Origin of the sequence: Pseudomonas sp. AU12215 (assembly GCF_001675465.2) — a bacterium.
Lineage (GTDB): Bacteria > Pseudomonadota > Gammaproteobacteria > Pseudomonadales > Pseudomonadaceae > Pseudomonas > Pseudomonas nitroreducens.
The window spans coordinates 115473-137532 of the sequence record NZ_MACM02000176.1 but is presented as its reverse complement, the minus strand read 5'-3'; the positions used below and the strand labels follow the sequence as shown (position 1 = coordinate 137532).

General features: G+C 63.0%; 19 protein-coding genes. 15 read left to right on the top strand and 4 right to left on the bottom strand.

Going from position 1 to position 22060, the window contains the following annotated elements; genetic code table 11:
- Positions 1–1142: phage adsorption protein NrfB (locus A9513_RS30210; RefSeq protein WP_141678552.1), on the bottom strand; the 1142-nt coding region annotated here is incomplete at its 3' end.
- A complete protein-coding gene (gene wecB / locus A9513_RS30205) occupies positions 1139–2293 on the bottom strand; it encodes a non-hydrolyzing UDP-N-acetylglucosamine 2-epimerase (RefSeq protein ID WP_024764911.1) in 1155 nt (384 codons plus the stop codon). The genes A9513_RS30210 and wecB, both read right to left, overlap by 4 nt.
- Positions 2294–2546: 253 nt before the next feature.
- Between wecB and A9513_RS30200 the strand changes: the two genes are divergently transcribed.
- The 12 genes from A9513_RS30200 to A9513_RS30145 all read left to right on the top strand — a co-directional run bounded on the left by A9513_RS30200 (position 2547) and on the right by A9513_RS30145 (position 15131).
- Positions 2547–3398 (top strand): LysR family transcriptional regulator, encoded by an 852-nt coding sequence (locus A9513_RS30200; protein ID WP_024764912.1) that lies wholly within the window; start codon positions 2547–2549, stop codon positions 3396–3398.
- A gap of 220 nt (positions 3399–3618) precedes the next feature.
- A complete protein-coding gene (gene flgB, locus A9513_RS30195; RefSeq protein ID WP_024764913.1) occupies positions 3619–4026 on the top strand; it encodes a flagellar basal body rod protein FlgB in 408 nt (135 codons plus the stop codon).
- Between the two features lie 2 nt (positions 4027–4028).
- Complete coding sequence (gene flgC / locus A9513_RS30190) at positions 4029–4475, top strand: flagellar basal body rod protein FlgC (protein WP_024764914.1); 447 nt, start codon at positions 4029–4031, stop codon at positions 4473–4475.
- Positions 4476–4491: 16 nt separating this feature from the next.
- On the top strand, positions 4492–5190 hold the full coding sequence (gene flgD / locus A9513_RS30185) for a flagellar hook assembly protein FlgD (protein ID WP_065086332.1): 699 nt from the start codon (positions 4492–4494) through the stop codon (positions 5188–5190).
- 27 nt (positions 5191–5217) lie between these two features.
- Positions 5218–6525, top strand: coding sequence for a flagellar hook protein FlgE (flgE, locus tag A9513_RS30180; protein ID WP_024764916.1), 1308 nt, complete (start codon positions 5218–5220; stop codon positions 6523–6525).
- A gap of 221 nt (positions 6526–6746) precedes the next feature.
- A complete protein-coding gene (gene flgF, locus A9513_RS30175) occupies positions 6747–7490 on the top strand; it encodes a flagellar basal-body rod protein FlgF (RefSeq protein ID WP_024764917.1) in 744 nt (247 codons plus the stop codon).
- A gap of 56 nt (positions 7491–7546) precedes the next feature.
- Positions 7547–8332: a flagellar basal-body rod protein FlgG gene (gene flgG, locus A9513_RS30170; protein WP_024764918.1), complete on the top strand. Its 786-nt coding sequence runs from the start codon at positions 7547–7549 to the stop codon at positions 8330–8332.
- 41 nt (positions 8333–8373) lie between these two features.
- The gene (gene flgH / locus A9513_RS30165) at positions 8374–9066 is read left to right on the top strand and encodes a flagellar basal body L-ring protein FlgH (protein ID WP_037014602.1); all 693 of its coding nucleotides are present in this window, start codon (positions 8374–8376) and stop codon (positions 9064–9066) included.
- Positions 9067–9167: 101 nt separating this feature from the next.
- Positions 9168–10223, top strand: coding sequence for a flagellar basal body P-ring protein FlgI (locus tag A9513_RS30160; protein ID WP_235376402.1), 1056 nt, complete (start codon positions 9168–9170; stop codon positions 10221–10223).
- Between the two features lie 10 nt (positions 10224–10233).
- A complete protein-coding gene (gene flgJ, locus A9513_RS30155) occupies positions 10234–11493 on the top strand; it encodes a flagellar assembly peptidoglycan hydrolase FlgJ (RefSeq protein WP_065086331.1) in 1260 nt (419 codons plus the stop codon).
- A 34-nt stretch (positions 11494–11527) separates the two neighbouring features.
- A complete protein-coding gene (flgK, locus tag A9513_RS30150) occupies positions 11528–13525 on the top strand; it encodes a flagellar hook-associated protein FlgK (protein ID WP_065086330.1) in 1998 nt (665 codons plus the stop codon).
- A gap of 10 nt (positions 13526–13535) precedes the next feature.
- Positions 13536–15131, top strand: a complete 1596-nt coding sequence (locus tag A9513_RS30145; protein WP_205346109.1) for a flagellar hook-associated protein 3 — start codon at positions 13536–13538, stop codon at positions 15129–15131.
- A 72-nt stretch (positions 15132–15203) separates the two neighbouring features.
- Here A9513_RS30145 and A9513_RS30140 read toward each other — a convergent pair whose 3' ends face one another.
- Positions 15204–17009 carry an FkbM family methyltransferase gene (locus A9513_RS30140; protein WP_065086329.1) on the bottom strand — a complete coding sequence of 602 codons (1806 nt, stop codon included), beginning with the start codon at positions 17007–17009 and terminating at the stop codon, positions 15204–15206.
- 82 nt (positions 17010–17091) lie between these two features.
- The gene (locus A9513_RS30135; protein WP_065086328.1) at positions 17092–18723 is read right to left on the bottom strand and encodes a lipopolysaccharide assembly protein LapB; all 1632 of its coding nucleotides are present in this window, start codon (positions 18721–18723) and stop codon (positions 17092–17094) included.
- 224 nt (positions 18724–18947) lie between these two features.
- Here A9513_RS30135 and A9513_RS30130 point away from each other — a divergent pair, with 224 nt between their 5' ends.
- The 3 genes from A9513_RS30130 (at position 18948) to fliD (ending at position 22033) form a co-directional block, all read left to right on the top strand.
- Entirely contained in the window at positions 18948–20108 is a 1161-nt protein-coding gene (locus A9513_RS30130; protein ID WP_065086327.1) for a flagellin, read from the top strand.
- A 78-nt stretch (positions 20109–20186) separates the two neighbouring features.
- On the top strand, positions 20187–20525 hold the full coding sequence (locus A9513_RS30125; protein ID WP_065086326.1) for a flagellar protein FlaG: 339 nt from the start codon (positions 20187–20189) through the stop codon (positions 20523–20525).
- A 101-nt stretch (positions 20526–20626) separates the two neighbouring features.
- Positions 20627–22033 carry a flagellar filament capping protein FliD gene (fliD, locus tag A9513_RS30120; protein WP_065086325.1) on the top strand — a complete coding sequence of 469 codons (1407 nt, stop codon included), beginning with the start codon at positions 20627–20629 and terminating at the stop codon, positions 22031–22033.
- Positions 22034–22060 lie beyond the last annotated feature (27 nt).

Here is a 22060-nt window from a genome sequence, read left to right as displayed (position 1 = left end):
GACCGWTCCRSCAGGAACAGCAGGTTGACCAGGAAACTCAGCAGGTAGGCGATCAGCCCGCGGCGATCACGCCAGAGGAAGTAGTTGAGCATGCCCTTGCTGCTCCAGCCCAGGTTGCGCGTGCCCTGGAAGACGATGCCGGTGATCCACCGAGACTTCTGCCGAATGGCGTGCTGCCAGGTGCGCGGGAAGTGTTCGCGTACGCAGATGACCTGTGAGAAGCGCCGGTCCATACCCGGCACCCAGGTGCTTTTCAGCGCCAGCTGCGGATCGGTGATGGAGTAGCGGGCGAAGATGCACTTCATGCCCTTCTGCTTGAGGCGGAAGCCGATGTCGTAGTCCTCGGTGAGACTCTGCACATCGAAGGCGATGCCGTCGCCGTCCTCCAGCAGCGCGGCGATGGCGCGGCGGCTGAAGCAGGTGCCGACACCGGCGCTGGGCACCTGACCGGTCAGCGCTTCGCGCACCGGCACATCCTTGCCGTGGTTCTCGGCGAATTCGTCGACATAGTGGCCGGCGGTGAAGCCGGTCCATTCCGGGGCGTAGGGGTAGACCGGGATCTGGATCAGGTCCTTGGCCGGCAGCAGGTAGTTGAACAGGCGCAACTCCAGCGGCGAGATCACGTCCTCGGCGTCATGCAGGATGAAGCCGGCGAACTCGATGCGGGCATCGGCCTCGAAGCGCAGGATGGCGTCGATGATGTTGTTCAGGCAGTCGGCCTTGCTGGTGGGGCCGGGGCGCGCGCAGACCACCTTGTGCACGTTGGGGTAATGCAGGCATACCGCGTCCACGTCCGCCTGGGTCTGTGGGTCGTTGGGGTAGGTGCCGACGAAGATCTGGTAGTTCTCGTAGTCCAGCGTCGAGGCCGCCAGGCGCGCCATTTCGCCCACCACGCCGACTTCGTTCCAGGCCGGGACCATGATCGCCAGCGGCTTTTCCGGCGCGGCGAACAGGCGTTCCTCGTCGGCCCGATCGAAGCGGTTGTAGATGCGGAAGCGCCGCACCAGCACCCGGCCCCAGTACACCAGGTCGATGAACAGGTCATCCAGACCGAGCAGGAACATCAGCGCGGCCAGGATGATCGCCAGGTACTTCAGGGCATAGAGAACGTAAGTGAGGATATCGACCAGTTCGAGGCTCATTCGAACTCGCTACGCGTGCGTGATTCACCGAACCAGGACAGCAGCCGGGCGACGATCTTCTCGCTGGCGTGGCCGTCGCCGTAAGGGCTGAACACCCGGCTCATCTGCTCATAGACGTCGTCGTCGCGCAGCAGGTGGCTGGCTTCGCTGACGATGCGGCCGGTGTTGGTCCCCACCAGCACCACGGTGCCACCCTCCAGCACGGCAGGGCGCTCGGTCACGCGGCGCAGCACCAGCAGCGGTTTGCCCAGTGCCGGGGCTTCTTCCTGGATGCCGCCCGAGTCGGTGAGGATGATGTAGGCGCGGTCCATCAGCCAGACGAAGTGCTGGTAGTCCTGCGGGGCGATCAGGTGGATGTTCGGCTTGTCCGAGAGCAGGCCGTAGACGGCGTTCTGCACCTGCGGGTTGAGGTGCACCGGGTAGACGAAGTCCACGTCGGGGAAGCGCTGGCCGAGCTCGGCCAGGGCCAGGCAGATGCGCTCGAAGCCCTTGCCGAAGTTTTCCCGACGGTGGCCGGTGATCAAGACCAGACGACGGTCGCCGGTGAACTTGGCCAGGGGCGAATCGGCGGCGGGCTTCCAATCGGTCTCGTGCAGGTGCTCGCGCATCCACAGCAGGGCGTCGATCACCGTGTTGCCGGTGACCTCGATCTGGTCGATGTTCACCCCTTCGCGCAGCAGGTTGTCGCGCGCGGCCTTGGTCGGCGGGAAGTGCAGGTCGGCGATCACCGCGGTGAGGCGGCGGTTGGCCTCTTCCGGCCACGGCTGGTGGATATTGCCGGTGCGCAGCCCTGCCTCGACGTGGCCCACCGGGATCTGCCGGTGAAAGGCGGTGAGGGCGGCGATGAAGCTGGTGGTGGTATCGCCGTGGACCAGCACGATGTCGGGGCGATGACGGTCATAGCTGTCATCCAGTTTGCCCATCATCTGCAGGGACAGGCTGTTCAGTGTCTGGCCCTGGGTCATGACGTCGAGGTCTTCGTCGACCTCCAGTTCGAAGGAGTTCAGCACTTGCTGTAGCATTTCGCGATGCTGGCCGGTGGAGCAGATGCGCAGTTCGATTTCCGGGGTACGGCGAAGGACGCGGGCGAGCGGGGCCATCTTGATGGCTTCCGGACGGGTGCCGAAAACCATGGTGACTTTGTACTTCATCAATTGCTCCTTGGGCGCACCCTTGTGAGGCCGCCTTCGGGTTCCAGGTGGGATTTTTCCAAGGGCAATGAAAGTCGCTCAACTCCGGGCTGTCCAGCGCCAACTGGTGATGCCAGTGATACAGGTCAGGTACATTGACCTTTTAAGGGCTTTTGTCGCTCGGCTGAAGGCCGCGTCGCCAGTGGGCTGGCGCCGGTTTGCCGGCAGCGTTGAGAAAAACTGTTGATGAATTTTTCGAAGAGGTGGGTCGCCGATGCTCAGCGCTGAACTGAAGGCGTTTCACCGCGTTGCCAAGCTGGGCAGCATCACCCAGGCGGCGAAAAAGCTCGGCCTCAGCCAGCCAACGGTGACTACCCAGATCCGCCACCTGGAAAGCCAGTACGCGGTGGAGCTGTTCTATCGCGGCGGCCGGCGCCTGACCCTGAGCGACGAGGGCGCGCGCCTGCTGCCGATGGTCGAGGCGCTGCTGCAGCAGGAAGCCGACATCGAGTTCTACCTGCGCAACTGCGGGCAGATGCAGGGCGCCCTGCGTATCGGCGCCACCTCTCCTTATTATGTGCTCGGGCTGATAAAGGACTTCCGCGAGCGCTTCCCGCAGATAGAAGTGTCGGTGGAGATCGGTAACTCCCAGCAGGTGCTCGAATCGCTCATCGAATGCCGGGTCGACCTGGCCGCCTCTTCGCAACAGGTGGATGATGCGCGCCTGACCCGCGTGGTGCTGGGCAGCGATCCGCTGGTGCTGGCTGTGCACCGCAGCCATCCGCTGGCGGCCATGCAGTCGGTGAACCTCGGCGAACTGCGCCAGCATTGCCTGCTGATGCGCGAGGCGGGTTCGACCACTCGCCAACTGACCGAGGCAATGTTGCAGCAGGCCGGAGTGGTACCCGCCTCGGTGCTGGAAATCGGCAGCCGTGAATCGATTCGCGAGGCGGTGATCCGCAACCTGGGCGTGAGCATCATTGCCCGCCAGGAAGTACCGGATAACCCCCAGCTGTGTGTACTGGAGATCAAGGGCGCGAGCCTGATCGACGAGTACCTGTATTGCCTGAAGGATCGGCGGCAGGCACGGTTGCCGAGCGCGTTCCTGGCGTTGGCGCAAGCGTAGGAACCTTTCGCTGGAGTGAGCCGGCTTGTTGCCGCGGGATGCGTCGAGCGGCAACGGCGGGAGGCGGGCGGCAAGGAAATCGGTTGCCGCTTTGCCGCCTTTTGCCGCTCCTTGCCGCCCTTGGTGGCTACTCAAGCCATTGAATATCAAGGAAATAGATGTTTGGCACGCACCTTGCTGAAGTGTTGGCAAGCCCACACCGGCAAACAGGTTCGCGACCATGAGCATCAGCTTCGACAAAGCCCTCGGCATCCACCAGCAAGCACTGAGCTTCCGCTCCCAGCGCGCTGAAGTGCTGGCCAACAACCTGGCCAACGCCGACACGCCCAACTACAAGGCGCGTGACCTGGACTTCGCCTCGGTGCTCGCGGCGCAGTCCGACAAGCTGAAGAACGGCACCTTCAGCACCGCCCTGACCAACGCTCGTCACATCGAGGCAGATGGCCTGGCCATGGGTGACGAATCGCTGAAGTACCGCATTCCGAACCAGCCCTCGATCGACCAGAACACCGTGGATGCGCAGATCGAGCAGGCCAACTATGCGGAGAACTCCGTGCAGTTCCAGGCCTCCTTCACCTTCCTCAACAGCAAGTTCAAAGGGCTGATGAACGCCCTGCGCGGAGAGTAATCATGTCCCTCGCCAGTGTCTTCAACATCGCCGGTACCGGCATGAGTGCCCAGACTACCCGTCTGAACACCACCGCTTCGAACCTTGCCAACGCCGAGAGCGTGTCCTCGAGCATCGATCAGACCTACCGTGCCCGCCATCCGGTGTTCTCGGCGATGCTCAACCAGGCGCAGGGCGGCAGCGACCAGGGTTCGCTGTTCGGCGAGACCGACCAGGCGGGTTCGGGCGTGCAGGTGCTGGGCGTGGTCGAGGACCAGAGCCCGCTGGTGCCGCGCTACGAGCCGAACCACCCGGCTGCCGACAAGGACGGTTACGTCTACTACCCGAATGTGAACGTGGTGCAGGAAATGGCCGACATGATCTCCGCCAGCCGTTCCTTCCAGAGCAACGCGGAAATGATGAATACCGCCAAGCAGATGATGCAGAAGGTCCTGACCCTGGGTCAGTAAGCGCAGAGGACGCCCCATGAGCATCAATACCGACAACAGCACGAGCTCGATCCTGTCTTCGCTGAACGCAGGCTCCAAGAACTCGTCGTCCACCACCGAGACCGGCACCAGTGCGCTGGGCAAGGACTCGTTCCTGCAACTGCTGGTCACCCAGCTGAACAACCAGAACCCGCTGGACCCGCAGGACAACACCGAGTTCGTCTCCCAGCTGGCGCAGTTCAGCAGCCTGGAGAGCATGCAGAACCTCGACACCACCCTGGGGACCTTCTACTCCTCGTTCCAGTCCTCGCAGGCCCTGCAGGCCTCGTCGCTGGTCGGCCGCTCGGTGATCGTCAATTCCAGCAAGGTGCAAGTCGACGACCCGTCCGCTGGCGTCAAGGGTTCGCTGGTGATGCCGTCCAAAGGCGATGGCGTGACGCTGAAAATCTATGACGACTCCGGTGATCTGGTGCGTACCGTCGACATGGGCAGCCAGAAGGCCGGCAACATCGACTTCACCTGGGATGGCAAGGACGACGGTGGCGAGCTGGTGAGTGCCGGTACCTACACCGTCAAGGCCACCGCGACCCTGGACGGCACCAGCACCGCCCTGACCACTTACCTGCCGGCCACGGTCAACAGCGTCACGCTGGGCCAGAACGGCGGGGAAATGACCCTGAACCTGGCGGGCATCGGCGCCGTTTCCGCCTCCAGCATTCAGACCATCGGAAAATAACGCCGCGTTTCGGCACAGGAGCAACACATGTCTTTCAACACCGCCCTGAGTGGACTCAACGCCGCGTCGATGGACCTGAACGTCACCGGCAACAACATCGCCAACGTCGGCACCACCGGCTTCAAGTCGTCGCGTACCGAGTTCGCCGACCTCTATGCCTCCTCGATGCTCGGCACCGGCCGCATCGCCGTGGGTAACGGGGTGGTCACCCAGTCCGTCTCGCAGCAGTTCACCCAGGGCAACCTGAGCACCACCGGGCGCAGCCTGGACCTGGCGGTGAGCGGCAACGGCTTCTTCATGACCAGCGACAACGGCAGCCGCGTCTATACCCGCAACGGTACCTTCAACACCGACGCCAGCGGTTATATCGTCGATGGCTCGGGCAACCGCCTGCAGGGCTACGGCGTCAACGCCAACGGCAACATCGTCAATGGCGTGATCACCGACCTGAAGGTCGATACCGCCAACCAGCCGCCGAGCCCGACTTCGAAGATCACCTCGACCCTGAGCCTGAACTCCAACGCCACCACGCCCAAGACCACGCCGTTCGATGCCACCGACTCGGACAGCTACAACTGGTCGACCTCCGTGGACATCTACGACTCCCAGGGCAACTCGCACACCATGACGAACTACTTCGTCAAGGACGCCGCCAACAACTGGAGCATGTACACCCTGGTCGACGGCCGTAACCCGCAGACGCCGACCAGCACTACGCCGCTGAGCAGCGACATCACCTTCAATAGCGCCGGCCAACTGACGGGCATCACCTCCACCGGCATGACCGTCAACGCCGACAAGACCATGACCCTGACGGGCTGGACGCCGGCAGCTGTCACCGACTCCACCACCAGCCCGGTGACCTGGGGCGCCAACGGTGCGGCGGGGGCGACCGGCGGCATCAGCATCGACCTGACCAAGACCACCCAGACCAACGGCTCCTTCGCCGTGACCGCGGTGACCCAGGACGGCTACGCCACCGGCCAGATGTCCGGCCTGTCGTTCGCCGAGGACGGCCAGATGTACGCCACCTACACCAACGGCCAGTCCAAGGTGATCGGCCAGGTGATTCTGGCCAACTTTGCCAACACTCAGGGTCTGACCCCGGTCGGCAATACCGGCTGGAAGCAGTCGCTGGCCTCGGGCGAGGCAGTGATCGGCACGCCGACCTCCGGCACCCTCGGCTCGGTGGGCTCGGGCACGCTGGAGGAATCCAACGTCGACCTGACGGCGCAGCTGGTGAACCTGATCGTCGCCCAGCGCAACTACCAGGCGAACGCCAAGACCGTACAGACCGAGAGCACCATTTCCGACACCATCATCAACCTGCGTTGATGAGGTCTGCCGGCAACGGTGCTCTCCGTCGGCAAATCGTCCTTTGCCGCAGGCGGCAGTCCTTCGCCGCCTGACGCTCATCGAGGCTCCTTCGGGAGCCTTTGTTTTTTGATAAATCCTTCTCTTTCAGCGTCTTGCGCTTGTTTTCAGCGTTCTGGCACAACCCTTGCTGAAGTCCCTCCAGCACCGCCGGGAATCCGACCCGGCACTGGAGGAATGCCTTGGACAGAATGCTGTATGTCGCCATGAGCGGAGCGAGCCAGAACACCCTGGCCATGCAGGCTCACGCCAACAACCTGGCGAACATTTCCACGAGCGGTTTTCGTCGCGACTTCGAACAGGCGCGCGCGATGCCGGTCTTCGGTGACAGCTTTCCGGCGCGCGTCTACGCCATGAGTGAGCGCCCGGCCACCGACTTCACCGCCGGCGCCCTGCAGGAAACCGGCCGTGACCTCGATGTCGCCGCCAAGGGCGACGCCTGGATCGCCGTGCAGGCGCCTGACGGCGGCGAAGCCTACGTGCGCACCGGCAGCCTGGAAATCGACGCCCTCGGCCAGCTGCGCACCGGCAATGGCATGCCGGTGATCGGCAATGGCGGGCCGATTGCCGTGCCGCCGGAAGAGAAGATCGAGATAGGCGACGACGGCACCATCACCGTCCGTGGTCTGGGCAACCAGCCCAATGCGCTGGCCACCGTCGACCGCATCAAGCTGGTCACTCCCGATCCCAAGCAGTTGGAGAAGGGCGCCGATGGCCTGATCCGCCTGAAGGCCGGGCAGCCCGCGCCGCAGGCCGATGCCAACGCCAGCCTGCAGTCCGGCGTGCTGGAAGCCAGCAACGTCAACGCCGTCGAAGAGATGACCTCGATCCTGGCGCTGTCCCGCCAGTTCGAACTGCACGTGAAGATGATGCGCACCGCCGAGGATGACTCCCAGGCCATGGCGCGTGTTTTGCAATTCAGCTGATAACACCTGATTACCCGTTCGAGGCGCCATGAATCCGGCGCCCGAGGAGAGAAAACATGCTTCCGGCACTTTGGGTCAGCAAGACCGGTCTGTCCGCCCAGGACATGAACCTGACGACCATCTCGAACAACCTGGCGAACGTGTCCACCACGGGCTTCAAGCGTGACCGCGCGGAGTTCCAGGACCTGCTCTACCAGATCAAGCGGCAGCCCGGCGCCAACACTACCCAGGACAACCAGCTGCCCTCGGGCCTGCAACTGGGTACCGGTGTGCGCATCGTCGGCACCCAGAAGAACTTCACCGCCGGCAGCCTGCAGACCACCGACAACCCGCTGGACATGGCCATCAACGGCCGTGGCTTCCTGCAGGTGCTGACCCCGGACGGCACCGTCGCGTACACCCGTGACGGCAGCTTCCACCTGAACTCCGACGGGCAGATCGTCACCTCCAACGGCAACGCCCTGGAGCCGGCCATTGTCGTCCCGGCGGAAACCCAGACCTTCACCGTCGGCAACGACGGCACCGTCTCGGTCACCGTCGCCGGCAACGCCACGCCGCAGATCATCGGCAACATCCAGACCGCCGACTTCATCAACCCGGCGGGCCTGCAGGCCACCGGCAACAACCTGTTCCTGGAGACCGCCGCCAGCGGCGCGCCGCAGGTTGGCACTCCCGGCCTGAACGGCCTGGGCACCGTGCTGCAGAACACCCTGGAGAACTCCAACGTCAGCGTGGTGGAGGAGATGGTGAACATGATCACCACCCAGCGCGCCTACGAGATGAACTCCAAGGTGATCTCCACCGCGGACCAGATGCTCTCGTTCGTGACGCAAAACCTGTAAGTCCTGATCCCGTAGTCGCTCTCCCCGAGAGGTAGCTGTAGATGAACCGTTCCCACCTCCTTCCGCTGCTGGCCATCGCCGCGTTGGCAGGGTGCGTGAGCCCGCCGCCCAAGCCGGACGACCCCTATTACGCGCCGGTGCTGCCGCGCACGCCCGCGCCGGCTGCGCAGAACAACGGGTCGATCTACCAGGCCGGGTTCGAGAACAACCTCTACGGCGACCGCAAGGCCTTCCGCGTGGGTGACATCATCACCATCACCCTCAACGAGAAGACCCAGGCGAGCAAGAAGGCCAGTTCGGACATCTCCAAGGACAGCAAGAACAAGCTCGGCCTGACTTCGATGTTCGGCAGCAGCCTGACCACCAACAACCCGGTGGGCAGCGGTGACCTGAGCCTCTCCGCCGAGTATTCGGGCAACCGCGAGAGCAAGGGCGACAGCCAGGCCGGGCAGAGCAACAGCCTGACCGGTTCGATCACCGTCACCGTCGCCGATGTCATGCCCAACGGCATCATCGCCGTGCGCGGCGAAAAGTGGATGACCCTGAACACCGGCAACGAGCTGGTGCGCATCGCCGGCCTGGTCCGCGCCGACGACATCGCCACCGACAACACCGTACCGTCCACCCGCGTAGCCGACGCGCGCATCACCTACTCGGGCACCGGTGCGTTCGCCGATGCGAGCCAGCCGGGCTGGTTCGATCGCTTCTTCCTCAGCCCGCTGTTCCCGTTCTGAGGATGATGAGCATGGCCTTCTCTGGAAAAACGCTGGTGGCGATTGCGGGCCGAGTCCGCTCCTACGTTCTGGTGGCGTTCTGTGCGTTGCTGGCGGTGCCGATGGCACAGGCCGAGCGGCTGAAAGACATCGCCACCATCCAGGGCGTGCGCAACAACCAGCTGATCGGCTACGGCCTGGTCGTCGGCCTCAATGGCACGGGCGACCAGACCACCCAGACGCCCTTCACCCTGCAGACCTTCAACAACATGCTGGCGCAGTTCGGCATCAAGGTCCCGGCCGGTTCGGGCAACGTGCAGTTGAAGAACGTCGCGGCGGTGTCCATCCATGCCGACTTGCCGCCGTTCGCCAAGCCGGGCCAGGCCATCGACGTCACCGTCTCCTCCATCGGCAACGCCAAGAGCCTGCGTGGCGGCAGCCTGCTGATGACCCAGCTCAAGGGTATCGACGGCCAGACCTACGCGATCGCCCAGGGCAACCTCGTGGTCGGCGGCTTCGATGCCGAGGGCCGCGATGGCTCCAAGATCACCGTCAACGTTCCGTCGGCCGGCCGCATCCCGGCGGGCGCCACGGTGGAACGTGCCGTGCCGAGCGGCTTCGACCAGGGCAACAGCCTGACCCTGAACCTCAACCGCCCGGACTTCACCACCGCCAAGCACATCGTCGACCGCATCAACGAACTGCTCGGCCCGGGCGTCGCCCAGGCAGTGGACGGCGGCTCGGTGCGCGTGAGCGCGCCGCTGGATCCGAACCAGCGCGTGGACTACATGTCGGTGCTGGAAAACCTCGACGTGCAGGCCGGCGAAGCGGTGGCCAAGGTCATCATCAACTCGCGGACCGGCACCATCGTGATCGGCCAGAACGTGCGCGTGTCGCCGGCTGCCGTGACCCACGGCAGCCTGACCGTGACCATCACCGAAGACCCCATCGTCAGCCAGCCCGGCCCGTTCTCCAACGGCCAGACCGCCGTGGTCCCGCGTTCGCGGGTGAACGCCGACCAGGAAGCCAAGCCGATGTTCAAGTTCGGCCCGGGCACCACGCTGGATGAAATCGTCCGCGCCGTTAACCAGGTGGGCGCCGCGCCCAGCGACCTGATGGCGATCCTCGAAGCCCTGAAACAGGCCGGCGCACTGCAAGCCGACCTGATCGTGATCTGAGGACGCCGACGTGGACGCCAGACTGCTTTCCTCCAGCACTTCCAGCACCGACAGCGGGTCCTACACCGACCTCAATCGCCTGTCGGCGATGAAGACCGGTTCGGCCCGCGACAGCGCCGGCAACATCCGCAAGGTCGCCCAGGAATTCGAATCGCTGTTCATGAACGAGATGCTCAAGTCCATGCGCTCGGCCAACGAGGTGTTCGCCAAGGACAACCCGATGAACAGCGAGGCCTCCAAGCAGTACCAGGACATGTACGACCACCAGCTGTCGGTGTCGCTGGCCACCCAGGGCCATGGCATCGGCCTGGCCGACGTGCTGGTCAAGCAGATGGAAAAGATGCGGGGCGTGCGCCACACCGGCAACAACCCGTTCGCCCAGGCAGGTGCCCAGGCCGCTGCCGACGCGACGCCGAGCGCGACGCCGAGCGCGACGGCCACCGCGGCCGCCTCCGACCGCCAGAAAGCCCGCAGCCTGTGGTCGTCCAACGGCAAGGACCTGCCCCAGCCCGAAGCCGGCCGCGATGATCGCCAGGCCCTGAATTCGCGTCGCCTGGCCCTGCCGGGCAAGCTCGCCCAGCGCATCGCCGCCGGTATCGTGCCGGGCGCCGACAGCGGCAACGCCGTGGCTTCCAGCGCCGGCCAGCCGGCGCAGCTGGCCAGCAACGACTGGCGTGGCAACCGCGCCTACACGCAGCAGATCGATACCCGCGTGCCGGTCGCTGACGTCGACACCTCGGCCATCTCCACCAAGCCGGGCAAGTCGATGTTCGCCTCCGCCGACGACTTCATCAGCACCATGCTGCCCATGGCCGAGCGCGCCGCCAAGCGCATTGGCGTCGACCCGCGCTACCTGGTGGCCCAGGCCGCGCTGGAAACCGGCTGGGGCAAGAAGATGATCGCCCAGCGCGACGGCAGCAGCAGCCACAACCTGTTCGGCATCAAGAGCGGCTCCAGCTGGAAGGGCGATTCCGCCCGCGCTACCACGACCGAATTCGAGAACGGCAAGCAGGTCCGGGAGGTAGCGTCGTTCCGCGCCTACAACTCCTTCGAGCAGAGCTTCCAGGATTACGTGAGCTTCCTGCAGAACAACGACCGCTACCAGGGCGCGCTGGATTCCGCCGCGCGCCCGGACCAATTCATGAAGGAGTTGCAACGCGCCGGCTACGCCACCGACCCGCAGTACGCACGGAAGGTGAACCAGATCGCCAAGCAGATGCAGGTCTACCAGACCGTGGCGATGGCCGACGCCCCGACCCGCGCCCTTTGATGCCCACCTCAAGGGAACGCTCTAAGGAAAGCCCATGAGCCTACTATCCATCGGACTGTCCGGACTCAATGCCTCGCAAGCGGCACTGAGCACCACCGGCAACAACATCACCAACGTCAACACGGCCGGCTACACCCGCCAGTCGACGTCGCAGGTGACCTCTGCCGAGCAGTTCGCCGGGCAGTACTACGTCGGCACCGGCACCACGGTGCAGGACGTGCGCCGGATGTACAGCGAGTTCCTGGCCAACCAGTTGCGCGGCGCCACCTCGGTGGACAGCGATGCGCAGACCTACCTGTCCCAGGTCAACCAGATCGACTCGCTGCTGTCCGACAGCACCACCGGCCTGTCCAAGGTCATGCAGAATTTCTTCGCCTCGCTGCAGACCGCCTCGGCCACGCCGACCGACGCCGCCTCGCGCCAGCTGGTGTTGACCCAGGCCAACAACCTGGCGCAGCGCTTCAATTCGATTTCCACCCAGCTGGGCACCCAGAACAGCTACGTCAACACCCAGATGGACAGCCTGGCCGGGCAGGTCACCGACCTGGCCAAGACCATCGCCCAGTACAACCAGGCGATCATTGCCGCCGAGGCCGGCGGAGCCAGCGCCAACGACCTGCAGGACAAGCGCGACCAGGCGGTGCTGCAGCTCTCGGGCATGATCGGCGTCAGCGTGGTCAAGCAGGGCAACAGCCTCAACCTTTACCTGGGCTCCGGGCAGCCGCTGGTGGTGGGCGCCAATTCCTCCACCCTGACTGCCGGGCCGAGCGCCAACAACCCGTCGCAGTTCAGCCTGAGCCTGAGCTCCGGCAGCTCGACCATGGACGTCACCTCGGTGGTCACCGGCGGCCAGATGGGCGGCCTGCTGCGCTACCGCAGCGATGTGCTCGACACGACCCAGAACGAACTCGGGCGCATGGCCATCGTCCTCGCCGACACCTTCAACAGCCAGCTGGCCCAGGGCCTGGACCTGAACGGCAATTTCGGCGCGCAGCTGTTCAAGGACATCAACGACGCCAGCGTGATCGGCAACCGTAGCCTGGCCAACACCCATAACACCGGTACCGGCAACCTCAACGTCAACATCACCGACAGCGGCGCGCTGACCACCAGTGACTACGAGGTGACCTTCACCTCTGCCACCGGCTACACCATCAAGCGTTCCTCCGATGGCGCGGTGCTGGGCAGCGGTGACCTGACCGACAACCCGCCGAAGGAATTCGACGGCTTCAGCATCAGCCAGCAGAGCGTCGGCACGGTGCAGGCTGGCGACCGCTTCACCGTGATCCCGACCCGCACCGCCGCAGCGGACATCTCGGTCACCATGACCGACTCCAACCGCCTGGCCTTCGCCTCGGCGGTGACCGCCAGCACCACCACCGGCAACATCGGTAGCGGCACCATCAGCGGCACCAGCCTAACCTCGCAGCTGGACTCGACCAACAGCGCGGCCATGTCGGCGGCAATCAAGGCTGGCCTGCCGGTCAAGCTGGTGTTCGACGCCGCCAGCGGCGGCACCCAGGGCTATACCATCTACGACTCGGCCGGCAATCCGCTGGGCACCGGCAACATCGTGCCGGGGCAGAGCAACGACCTCAGCATTACCGTGCCGGGCACGCCGTCGTTCACCTTCGAGACCACCATCGCCGGCTATCCGGGGCAGGGCGACAGCTTCTCCGTGGCCTTCAACAGCGACGGCGACGCCGACAACACCAACGCGCAGAAGCTGATCGACTTGCAGAGTGCCAAGACCGTTGGCAGCGGCACCGGCAGTGGTAGCGGCATGAGCCTGACCGGCGCATACAGCAGCCTGACGGAGACCGTCGGCGCCACCGCCAACCAGGCCAAGCTCGACGCCACCGCCACCGAGGCGGTGCTGACCCAGGCACAAGGCACGCGCGATTCGCTGTCGGCGGTGAACCTCGATGAGGAAGCGGCCAACCTGGTCAAGTTCCAGCAGTACTACACGGCCTCCGCGCAGGTCATCAAGACCGCGCAGACGCTCTTCGACACTTTGATCAACAACATCTGAGGAGGCCGAAATGGTAGTGCGAATTTCCACCCCGCAGATCTTCAACTCCAACATCGACAACTACAACCGCGGCTACGCGACCCTGTCCAAGCTGCAGGAGCAGATCTCCAGCGGCACGCGCATCCAGACGCCCGCCGACGACCCCGTCGGCGCCGCGCGTCTGCTGCAACTGGAACAGCAGCAGGCGCTGCTGACCCAGTACAGCGGCAACATGACCAGCGCGACCAACAGCCTGAACCAGGAACAGAGCGTCCTCGACTCCATCACCACTGCCTTGCAGCGCGCCCGTGAACTGACGCTGCGCGCCGGCGACGGCTCGATGACCGACGAAGACCGCGGCGCCATCAGCGATGAACTGGGCGCCATCCAGAACCAGCTGCTGACCCTGATGAACAGCAAGGACGCCGGCGGCAATTACCTGTTCTCCGGCAGCAAGAGCACCGTGCAGCCCTTCGTGCAGAATGCCGACGGCAGCTTCAGCTACCAGGGCGACCAGAGCACCCTCAAGCTGCAGATCTCCGACAACCTGACGATGTCGACCAACGACAACGGCTGGAGCATCTTCGAGATGGCGGCCAACGCCAGCCGCACCACCAGCTCCCTGACCAGCAATCCCAATGCCGATGGAGTGCAGCGTGCGTTTCTGTCCCAGGGCACGGTGACCAGCGACAGCAGCTACAGCGCGAGCTTCCGCGACGGCGCGCCCTACACGCTGAACGTGCTCAGCGGTACGCAGTACCAGATCCTCGACAAGGACGGCAACGACGTCACCAGCGATGCCACCACCAATGGCACCTATGACGCGACCTCCACTGACAGCAATGCCATCAACTTCCGCGGCGCGCAGTTCCAGCTCGACGTGTCGCTGCAGAAGACCGATGACGCCAGCACCATGGACAGCCTGGTGAGCGGCTACAGCTTCAGCTTCGGCGCGGCGACCGACACCCTGTCGGTCAAACGCAGCGCCACCAATACGTCGACCGCGCAGATCACCTCTGCGACAGTGAGCAACAACACCAGCTACACCACGCAGTTCCCCAGCGGTGGCGTGCAGCTCAAGTTCACCAGCGCCACCGCCTACGAGGTCTACGCGCTACCCACCAGCCAGGGCGCGATGCCGTTGTCCACCGGGACGGTGGGGGCGACTTTCCCGCAGACGGTGACCGTGGCCGGCGTGGACATGACCATCAGCGCCGCCCCAGCGACCGGTGACCAGTTCTCCGTCACCGCCAGCTCGCCGGAGCGGCAGAACATCCTCAACACCATCGGCGACCTGCGCAAGGCGCTGGACACCTCCACCGCCAACAACCCGCAGGCGCAGTTGACCATCCGCAACATGGTGGCCAGCGCGATCACCAACCTGGACAAGGCCAGCGACCAGGTACTGGCGACCCAGTCGTCGATTGGTGCGCGGCTCAATACCATCGATGTGCTCGACCAGGAAAACCAGAGCCTGGCGCTGACCAACACCACCACGCAGTCGTCGATCCGCGACACCGACATGGCCGCGGCGACCTCGCAGCTGGTGCTGCAGCAGACCATGCTCGAAGCCGCCCAGGCGGCGTTCGCGCGGATCAGTCAGCTGAGTCTGTTCAACAAACTCTGAGGGGCAAGCAGCGAGGCCAAATAAAAAGGGGGATGTCTATGGACATCCCCTTTTGATTTGTCGCTCCGTGGCTTAAGCGTGTTTGAGATGAAGGAAAGTGAGGCGGCTGTCCAGTTGTTCGTGGGCACCAGAGGCTGCTTTGTGCGGCAGCTTCTGGTAACGGTGGAGTTGGAAACCATGCTGGTTAGCCTGGGTCAGGTACCACTCGGCATCCCGATAGCGATGGCTTTCGTTGAAGGCGTTGTTCCAGCGAGAGTCCATCAGGTCCAACAATAGGACATCGCCTTGGTGGTGCTTCAAACCTTTGAGGATCATGCTGAATTGCTCTGCGCTCAGAGTACCGAGCAGCTCACCCAGGAAAATACTCTTTCCTGCAAATCTCTGGCTCAGGTCAGCAAGGGCGTTGTCACCAAGGGTGTACTCCTGACGATTGGTGATGTCTTTTGCTGCGAGCCGGCCTTCGGTCAGGATCAACTCAAGTGTCGGCTGCGTTCCGATTGACGACACGAGATAGTCCTGGATCGACCAGCCGCATGGCGGCTGCTCTTTGGCCAGAGGCATGCGCGAGGTCCATTCGCGAGTGGCAGCGACTCCTCCGTCATAGAAGCCCGGCCGAGTGGCTTGGGGCAATAGGAGATAGTTGGAGGCATTTACCAGTTCGAATGCACGATGAATCCGGTAGTCATGGGCTCCCGCCCAGGCGAGAAAATGTCCTTTGTTTGCATTGGCAACTTCGATCAGGATGGCCGGTCGTGAGCGTTCAATCAGGGCTTGCGCACCTTGCAATACATCCAGTTCCATGCCCTCCACATCGATTTTCAGCAGGTCGGGAATGGTTTCAGGGTAGAGGTTGTCGAGTGAGTCGATGACTATCTCGCCTGAGTCGTCGCACTTGATGCTGGTGGCCCCGAGGTTGGTGGACTCCAGATGGTCGAAGCTGGCTTTGCCGGCTTTTGCACCTATGCCGATGCGATGAATTTTTGCACTGGATGGGGAGATGCCGTTCAGTGCGAAGTTCTCCTCGAGCAGGTCGGCGGCCGCATCGGTGGGTTCGAAGCAGTGAGTCTCCGCGGCCTGACCGATGCATGCGAAGAACAGGGCATGGTTGCCGATGTTCGCGCCTACATCGAATACGATCGGATTGCGCGGCAACACCAGCAGTGTTTCGCTGAGCTCATTGGTTTCGAAGAACTGTTCGCGGGCCAGTTGATTCTGAATGAGGTCCAGGGTGTTACTCAGTCGGAACCTGACCTGTTTATCGGCGAATGGAACGCTGGCGATAACTTCATTTTCGCTGCAGAAATTTGCGAAAACGCGCGGCATCGCTTCGTTCCAGTCTTTGCCCGTTGCTGCGCGCGGACCGGTCGAATGCTGGCCTCGAACATTGAGGAACAGAGGCTTTTCGATCTTGATGCAGCGTGCATCGCGCCAGACGCGCAGGTAGTACTCGAAGTCTTCTCCGCAGTCCATTTCCGTATTGAAGGGGTGAGCTTCGGCAACTTCTTGGCGGACAAAATGGCCGTTGTGCAGCGTCAGGAAGGGGTGGTTGATCAGAACCTGCTCAAGAGTGGTGATAGGCGCCACGTCATTGGCTCGACGGCTGGCTTGCTGGGTGGCGAGGTTGGCCTCGTAGATCGCCCCCCAGATCGCGTCGTGATCCGCCAGCAGGTGCTCCACATCGGCGAAGGCAGTGGGCGCCATCAGCTCATCAGCGTCGATGAAGAAAATCCAGTCCGCCCCTCGCTGGCCAGCTTCGGCGACGCCGAGGTTCCTGGCCCGAGAACGACCCAGTCCAAGAGTATCGTCCTGAGGCAGGATCTCAACTTCGCTGAAGCCGCCGGTACCATGGGCTATGGCCTGTTCAATGGTGCCGATCACGCGTTGTGACAGCTCCTTGTGCCCAGGTCCTACCGGAATGATTACGCAACACTTCATGATTCTTGTCCTGAAAGTCGAGAGGTCAGAGTTGGCCAGCAGTGCGCAGGGCCGCAATGGCTTTGTCCAGGGCAGGGGCCCACGTACTGATCTGATGATTGCGAATCAGATGAACACTTGGGTACCAGTAACTAGGGCCTTCCTGCAGGCCCCACCGCCAGTTGGGATTGAGCTGGAGCAAGGCAAGAGTGGGAGTGCCCAAGGAGCCAGCCAGGTGAACGGTGGTGTTATCCACGCTAATCACTGCATCGAGGGCTGCAATCTGCGCAGCCTGGGCATCGATGTCGCGCAATGGGTCGATTCGCGCATCGTTATGGATGTGGAGACCGAGTGCGGCCGCTTCCGCGATCTCAGCGACGGTGTCGCCGTACTGCAGATTGATCAACTGGACGTCCGACAAAGCATTGAGCTTGACGAGTTCGGACATGCCGATGCGACGGTTCTGCTTCTGGTTGCCGACGCTGTTCCCGCCTCGCCAGGAAACACCTACCAGTCGCTTGTGGGGATACAGTTGCTGATACTCTTGACGCAATTGCTTGCTGTGCTCCGGGTCCGCCAGCAGGAAACCCGCCTGGTTGGGGAAGCTTTCCAGGGACGGGCGCAATTGCAGCCCAAGGCTGCCCATTGGAATCTGATAGTCGGTCGCCGGCCAGGCCAGTTTTGATACCTCCTGGCCATTTTCCTCGATGCTCATGGGGCTACGCTGGACCAGTTCAACGTCGGGAAAACTGCGTTGGAACAGAGGGACCAGTCGGCTTTCGACTTCGTACTTTAGTGCACCACCGCGCTCCAGCAGTGAGGGCAGCATGCTGGAGAACATGATCTGGTCGCCGATACCCTGTTCACGCCAGACCAGCAGCGAGTGCCCTGCCAGCGGTTCCCCCTGCCAGCGGGGTAGGGGGAAGTCCACATGCTGATCCTTCAGTGCGCTGCCCCAGCGCCATTCGTAATGGCGCCAGCCGCTCTCGAATTCCCCGAGGCGCAGCATGAGGTGCGACAGGTTGTTGTGGGTCTCGTTGTTCTGCGGGTCCAGTTGCAGGACACGGTTGTAGCCCTGGAATGCCTCCTGGTAACGGCCGATCATTTCTTGGGCTACTGCGAGATTGAAGATCAATGGTTCACAGGTCGGGTCGATTTCCAGGCCGGCCTGGCAGGCAGCGACGCTGTCGTGGGTCCTGCCGGTATAGAGATAGACTTGGGCCATCATGTGCAGGGTCAGCAACTGGCCTTCCCGGGGTAACTCTCCGCCCAGTAGGTTCAGCAGCAGAGTTTCGGCTTCTTCGAAACGTTCGGCCTGATTGAGGCTCTCGAAGTACAGACGAAGGCGCCACAGATTTGGCTTGGTGTTGTACCAGGCGCGCGCACGATCCAGGTTGCCGGTGTACAGCCGAGATTTGGCCATGCGTCCGAAGAGCAGGCTGTCAATGTGATCGGTCTGTGGCAAAGCCAGAGCCTGATCGAAATGGTTTCGGGCGCGCTCCTCGTCCCCTTTGTCCCAATAGAGAACGCCGAGCTGCGCCTGGCCCAGAGCTAGGTCGGGCTTTTCCTTGACCAACTCTTCGTAGAGGGCGATTTGCTGAGCGATGTCCTGCCGGTCCTCGGCAATCTTTAGGGCATCGACGATTCGCTGGAGTTTCTGGCGAGTTGCGTTGTGCATAGTGAGACGGGGCCTGTAGCAAGTGGTGGCGCAAATTTGACGACGTGGTAGCTACCAGCAAGAACGGGGCCAGCCGGGAAATTTCGGGGAGATGAAAAGAAATTTGAAAAAAGGGCTAAAGCGATTGACGAAGACGACGATAACCCTAACGAAGGTTCTCCACGCCATTTCGGATCTGATAGCGGCAAGGAGAGGCCACCTAGCCCTAATACGAGGAATCCGTCATGGCTCTTACCGTTAATACCAACATCGCCTCGCTGTCGGTTCAAAAGAACCTGACCAAGGCCTCCAACTCCCTGACCACTTCGATGACCCGTCTGTCCACCGGCCTGCGTATCAACAGCGCCAAGGACGACGCCGCCGGCTCGCAGATATCCAACCGTCTGACCAGCCAGGTCAAAGGCCTCGATGTGGCTGTGAAGAACGCCCAGGACGCCAACTCCATCGCCCAGGCCGCCGAAGGCGCCCTGCAGGAGTCCACCAACATCCTGCAGCGTATGCGTGAACTGTCCCTGCAGTCCGCCAACGGCTCCAACAGCACCGAAGACCAGGCGTCGCTGAACCAGGAGTTCAAGTCGCTGACCGCTGAACTGACCCGTATTTCCCAGACCACCACCTTCGGTGGCGGTACCTCCGGCATCAAGCTGCTCGACGGCACCGCTGGCGGCACTGGTACCCTGACCTTCCAGGTCGGCGCCAACGCCAACGAAACCGTGAGCTTCACCCTGGGCGACATGAGCGCCTCGGCCCTGAAGGGCACCTCGGTCCTGGCCAGCGAAACCGGTGGCAACGCCATCACCGCCGACACCAACGGCAGTGGCGGTACCGTATCTGCTGCCGGCTCCCTGACCATTAACGGCACCACTGTCAGCATCGCCAAGGGCGCCAGTGCCAACGATATCGCCGCAGCGATCAACACCAACGTCACCGGCGTGTCTGCAAACGTTAACGCCTCCGGCAAGCTGATCCTGACCTCCGGCAAGGACATCGACGTCACTACTGGCGCTGCAACCAGTGGTGACCTCGCCAGTACCCTGGGTCTGGCTGCCGCGACTGCCATCACCTCCTACAGCAGCGTCGACAAACTGGACATCTCCGACTCGACCAACTCGCAGAAGGCCACCCAGGTCATCGACGCCGCGCTGAAGCAGATCGATACCCAGCGTTCCGCACTGGGCGCCATCCAGAACCGTCTGGACAGCACCATCTCCAACCTGCAGAACGTCTCCGAGAACGCCACTGCCGCACGCAGCACCATCCAGGACGTGGACTTCGCTTCGGAAACGGCGCAGATGACCAAGCAGCAGACCCTGCAACAGGCCGCCACCGCGGTACTGGCCCAGGCCAACCAGCTGCCGTCCGCAGTCCTGAAGCTGCTCCAGTAAGGGATTGCCGAAAGGCTATAAATGGAAGGAAGGGCGCCCAGCGCCCTTTCTTGCTTTGCGTGTGGAGGGGGAAACCTGATGGATACCAGCCTCGGAATCAACACCCTGCGACCGGCCGACAACGCCGCCGCGGGCAGCAAGCCGGCCAGCGGCAACAGCTTGCCGCAGAGCGCCAAGGAGTCGCCGGCCAATAACCGCCGAAGCCTGAACGAAGCCGTCAGCCGGCTGCGTGAACAGGCCCAGTCGGTACAGCGCAACCTGGAATTCTCGGTCGATGATGCCAGTGGCGAAACCGTCGTAAAGGTTGTGGCCGCGGATACTGGCGAGGTTATTCGGCAGATTCCTTCGGAAGTTGCACTCAAGTTGGCAGAAAGCCTGAAAGAAGCGGGTAATCTGCTGTTCAGCGAACGCGCCTGATCCCAGATTTCGAGAGATCTGGCGCGATTCTTGAATGGGGCGTTGGTAGACGCAGGCGGTAAAGTCAATTCCGCCAGAAATTTGGACAGGAGGGTAGGCAAATGGCCGGGACTTCGATCAATGGTGTGGGGTCGGGATACGACATCGACTCCATCGTGACTTCGCTGGTGAACGCGCAGAAGGCGCCGAAACAGAGTCAGATCACCAATCAGAAGACCGCGACCAATACCACGCTCTCCGGTATCGGTTCGCTCAAGAGCGCCCTGTCGACTTTCCAGACAGCGCTGAGCAAGCTCAACGACTCCAGCTCCAACTCCTTTGCCGGTCTGGCGGTGAAAAGCTCGAACGCCGATGCGCTGACTGCCACCCTGGGCACCGGGGCTGCAGCGGGCACATACAAGATCGAGGTGAAGAACCTGGCCACTAGCTCCAAGGTGGCAACGCAGTACATCGACAAGGCGGCCACCTTCGGCGCGGGCACCCTGAGCATCTCCCAGGGCAGCAGCACCTATAAGGTCAGCGTCGCTGCCGGCGCGAGCCTGTCGGACATCCGCGACAGCATCAACAGTCAGCTCAAGTCCAGCGGCATCACCGCGAACATCATCACCGACTCCAACGGCCCCCGCCTGGTGCTGGGTTCCAGCGTCACCGGCGCTGGCAGCGACATCAGCATCGCCACCACCGGGGATTCCAGTCTCGGTGTGCTCAAGATCGACGGCGCCGGCACCAAGGCCAGCGCCACGACCGGCGGTTATGTCGACGAGCCGGCGAAGAACGCCAGCTACACCATCGACGGCCTGGAGATGAGCAGCTCGGTGAACAAGATCACCAGCGCCATCAGTGGCGTCGAGTTCGATCTGGTCGATGTGGGCAAGTCCACCGTCACGGTGGATACCAACACCGATGGCCTGAAGACCTCGGTCCAGTCTTTCGTCGATGCCTATAACGCGTTGATGACCTCGATCAACTCGCTGACCAAGATCACCAACACCATGGACGCCGACGGCAATCCGACCACCTCGGCGGCATCGCTGGCCAGTGACGCCATGACGCGCACGCTGCTCAATACCATGCGCAGCGAGCTGGTCGGCTCCTCTACCGAAGGCGGCAGCATCAAGCTGCTGTCGCAGTTGGGTATTTCGACCAAGACCGACGGTACCCTGGCGGTAGACAGCGACAAGCTGGACAAGGCGCTGGAGCAGAATTTCGCCTCGGTGCAGGGGTTCTTCACCGGCTCCGGCGGCCTGCTCTCGCGCATGAGCGGCAACCTCGACGCCTATACCAAGACCAATGGCCTGCTCGATCAACGCACTTCGGCGCTGAACGGCACCCTCAGCGACCTGGCGGATCAGCAGACCAAGCTGACCGATCGCATGGACAAGCTGACGACCACGCTGATGGCCAAGTACAACGCCATGGACTCCCTGGTCGCCCAGCTCAACGCCACCAAGTCCAGTGTGCTGACCACGCTCAACGCGCTGAACAAGACCAGCAGTTCCGACAGCTGATTCCTGAGCGGCCCGCCGCTCTGTGGC

What these genes read in the sequence shown, in the direction of transcription:
- A9513_RS30130 (WP_065086327.1), top strand. Translation starts at nt 18,948, where the DNA reads ATGGCTCTTACCGTTAATACCAACATCGCCTCGCTGTCGGTTCAAAAG.
- flgB (WP_024764913.1), top strand. Translation starts at nt 3,619, where the DNA reads ATGAGCATCAGCTTCGACAAAGCCCTCGGCATCCACCAGCAAGCACTG.
- A9513_RS30200 (WP_024764912.1), top strand. Translation starts at nt 2,547, where the DNA reads ATGCTCAGCGCTGAACTGAAGGCGTTTCACCGCGTTGCCAAGCTGGGC.
- A9513_RS30160 (WP_235376402.1), top strand. Translation starts at nt 9,168, where the DNA reads ATGGCACAGGCCGAGCGGCTGAAAGACATCGCCACCATCCAGGGCGTG.
- flgH (WP_037014602.1), top strand. Translation starts at nt 8,374, where the DNA reads ATGAACCGTTCCCACCTCCTTCCGCTGCTGGCCATCGCCGCGTTGGCA.
- A9513_RS30125 (WP_065086326.1), top strand. Translation starts at nt 20,187, where the DNA reads ATGGATACCAGCCTCGGAATCAACACCCTGCGACCGGCCGACAACGCC.
- wecB (WP_024764911.1), bottom strand. Translation starts at nt 2,293, where the DNA reads ATGAAGTACAAAGTCACCATGGTTTTCGGCACCCGTCCGGAAGCCATC.
- flgC (WP_024764914.1), top strand. Translation starts at nt 4,029, where the DNA reads ATGTCCCTCGCCAGTGTCTTCAACATCGCCGGTACCGGCATGAGTGCC.
- flgE (WP_024764916.1), top strand. Translation starts at nt 5,218, where the DNA reads ATGTCTTTCAACACCGCCCTGAGTGGACTCAACGCCGCGTCGATGGAC.
- fliD (WP_065086325.1), top strand. Translation starts at nt 20,627, where the DNA reads ATGGCCGGGACTTCGATCAATGGTGTGGGGTCGGGATACGACATCGAC.
- flgK (WP_065086330.1), top strand. Translation starts at nt 11,528, where the DNA reads ATGAGCCTACTATCCATCGGACTGTCCGGACTCAATGCCTCGCAAGCG.
- A9513_RS30135 (WP_065086328.1), bottom strand. Translation starts at nt 18,723, where the DNA reads ATGCACAACGCAACTCGCCAGAAACTCCAGCGAATCGTCGATGCCCTA.
- flgG (WP_024764918.1), top strand. Translation starts at nt 7,547, where the DNA reads ATGCTTCCGGCACTTTGGGTCAGCAAGACCGGTCTGTCCGCCCAGGAC.
- A9513_RS30145 (WP_205346109.1), top strand. Translation starts at nt 13,536, where the DNA reads ATGGTAGTGCGAATTTCCACCCCGCAGATCTTCAACTCCAACATCGAC.
- flgD (WP_065086332.1), top strand. Translation starts at nt 4,492, where the DNA reads ATGAGCATCAATACCGACAACAGCACGAGCTCGATCCTGTCTTCGCTG.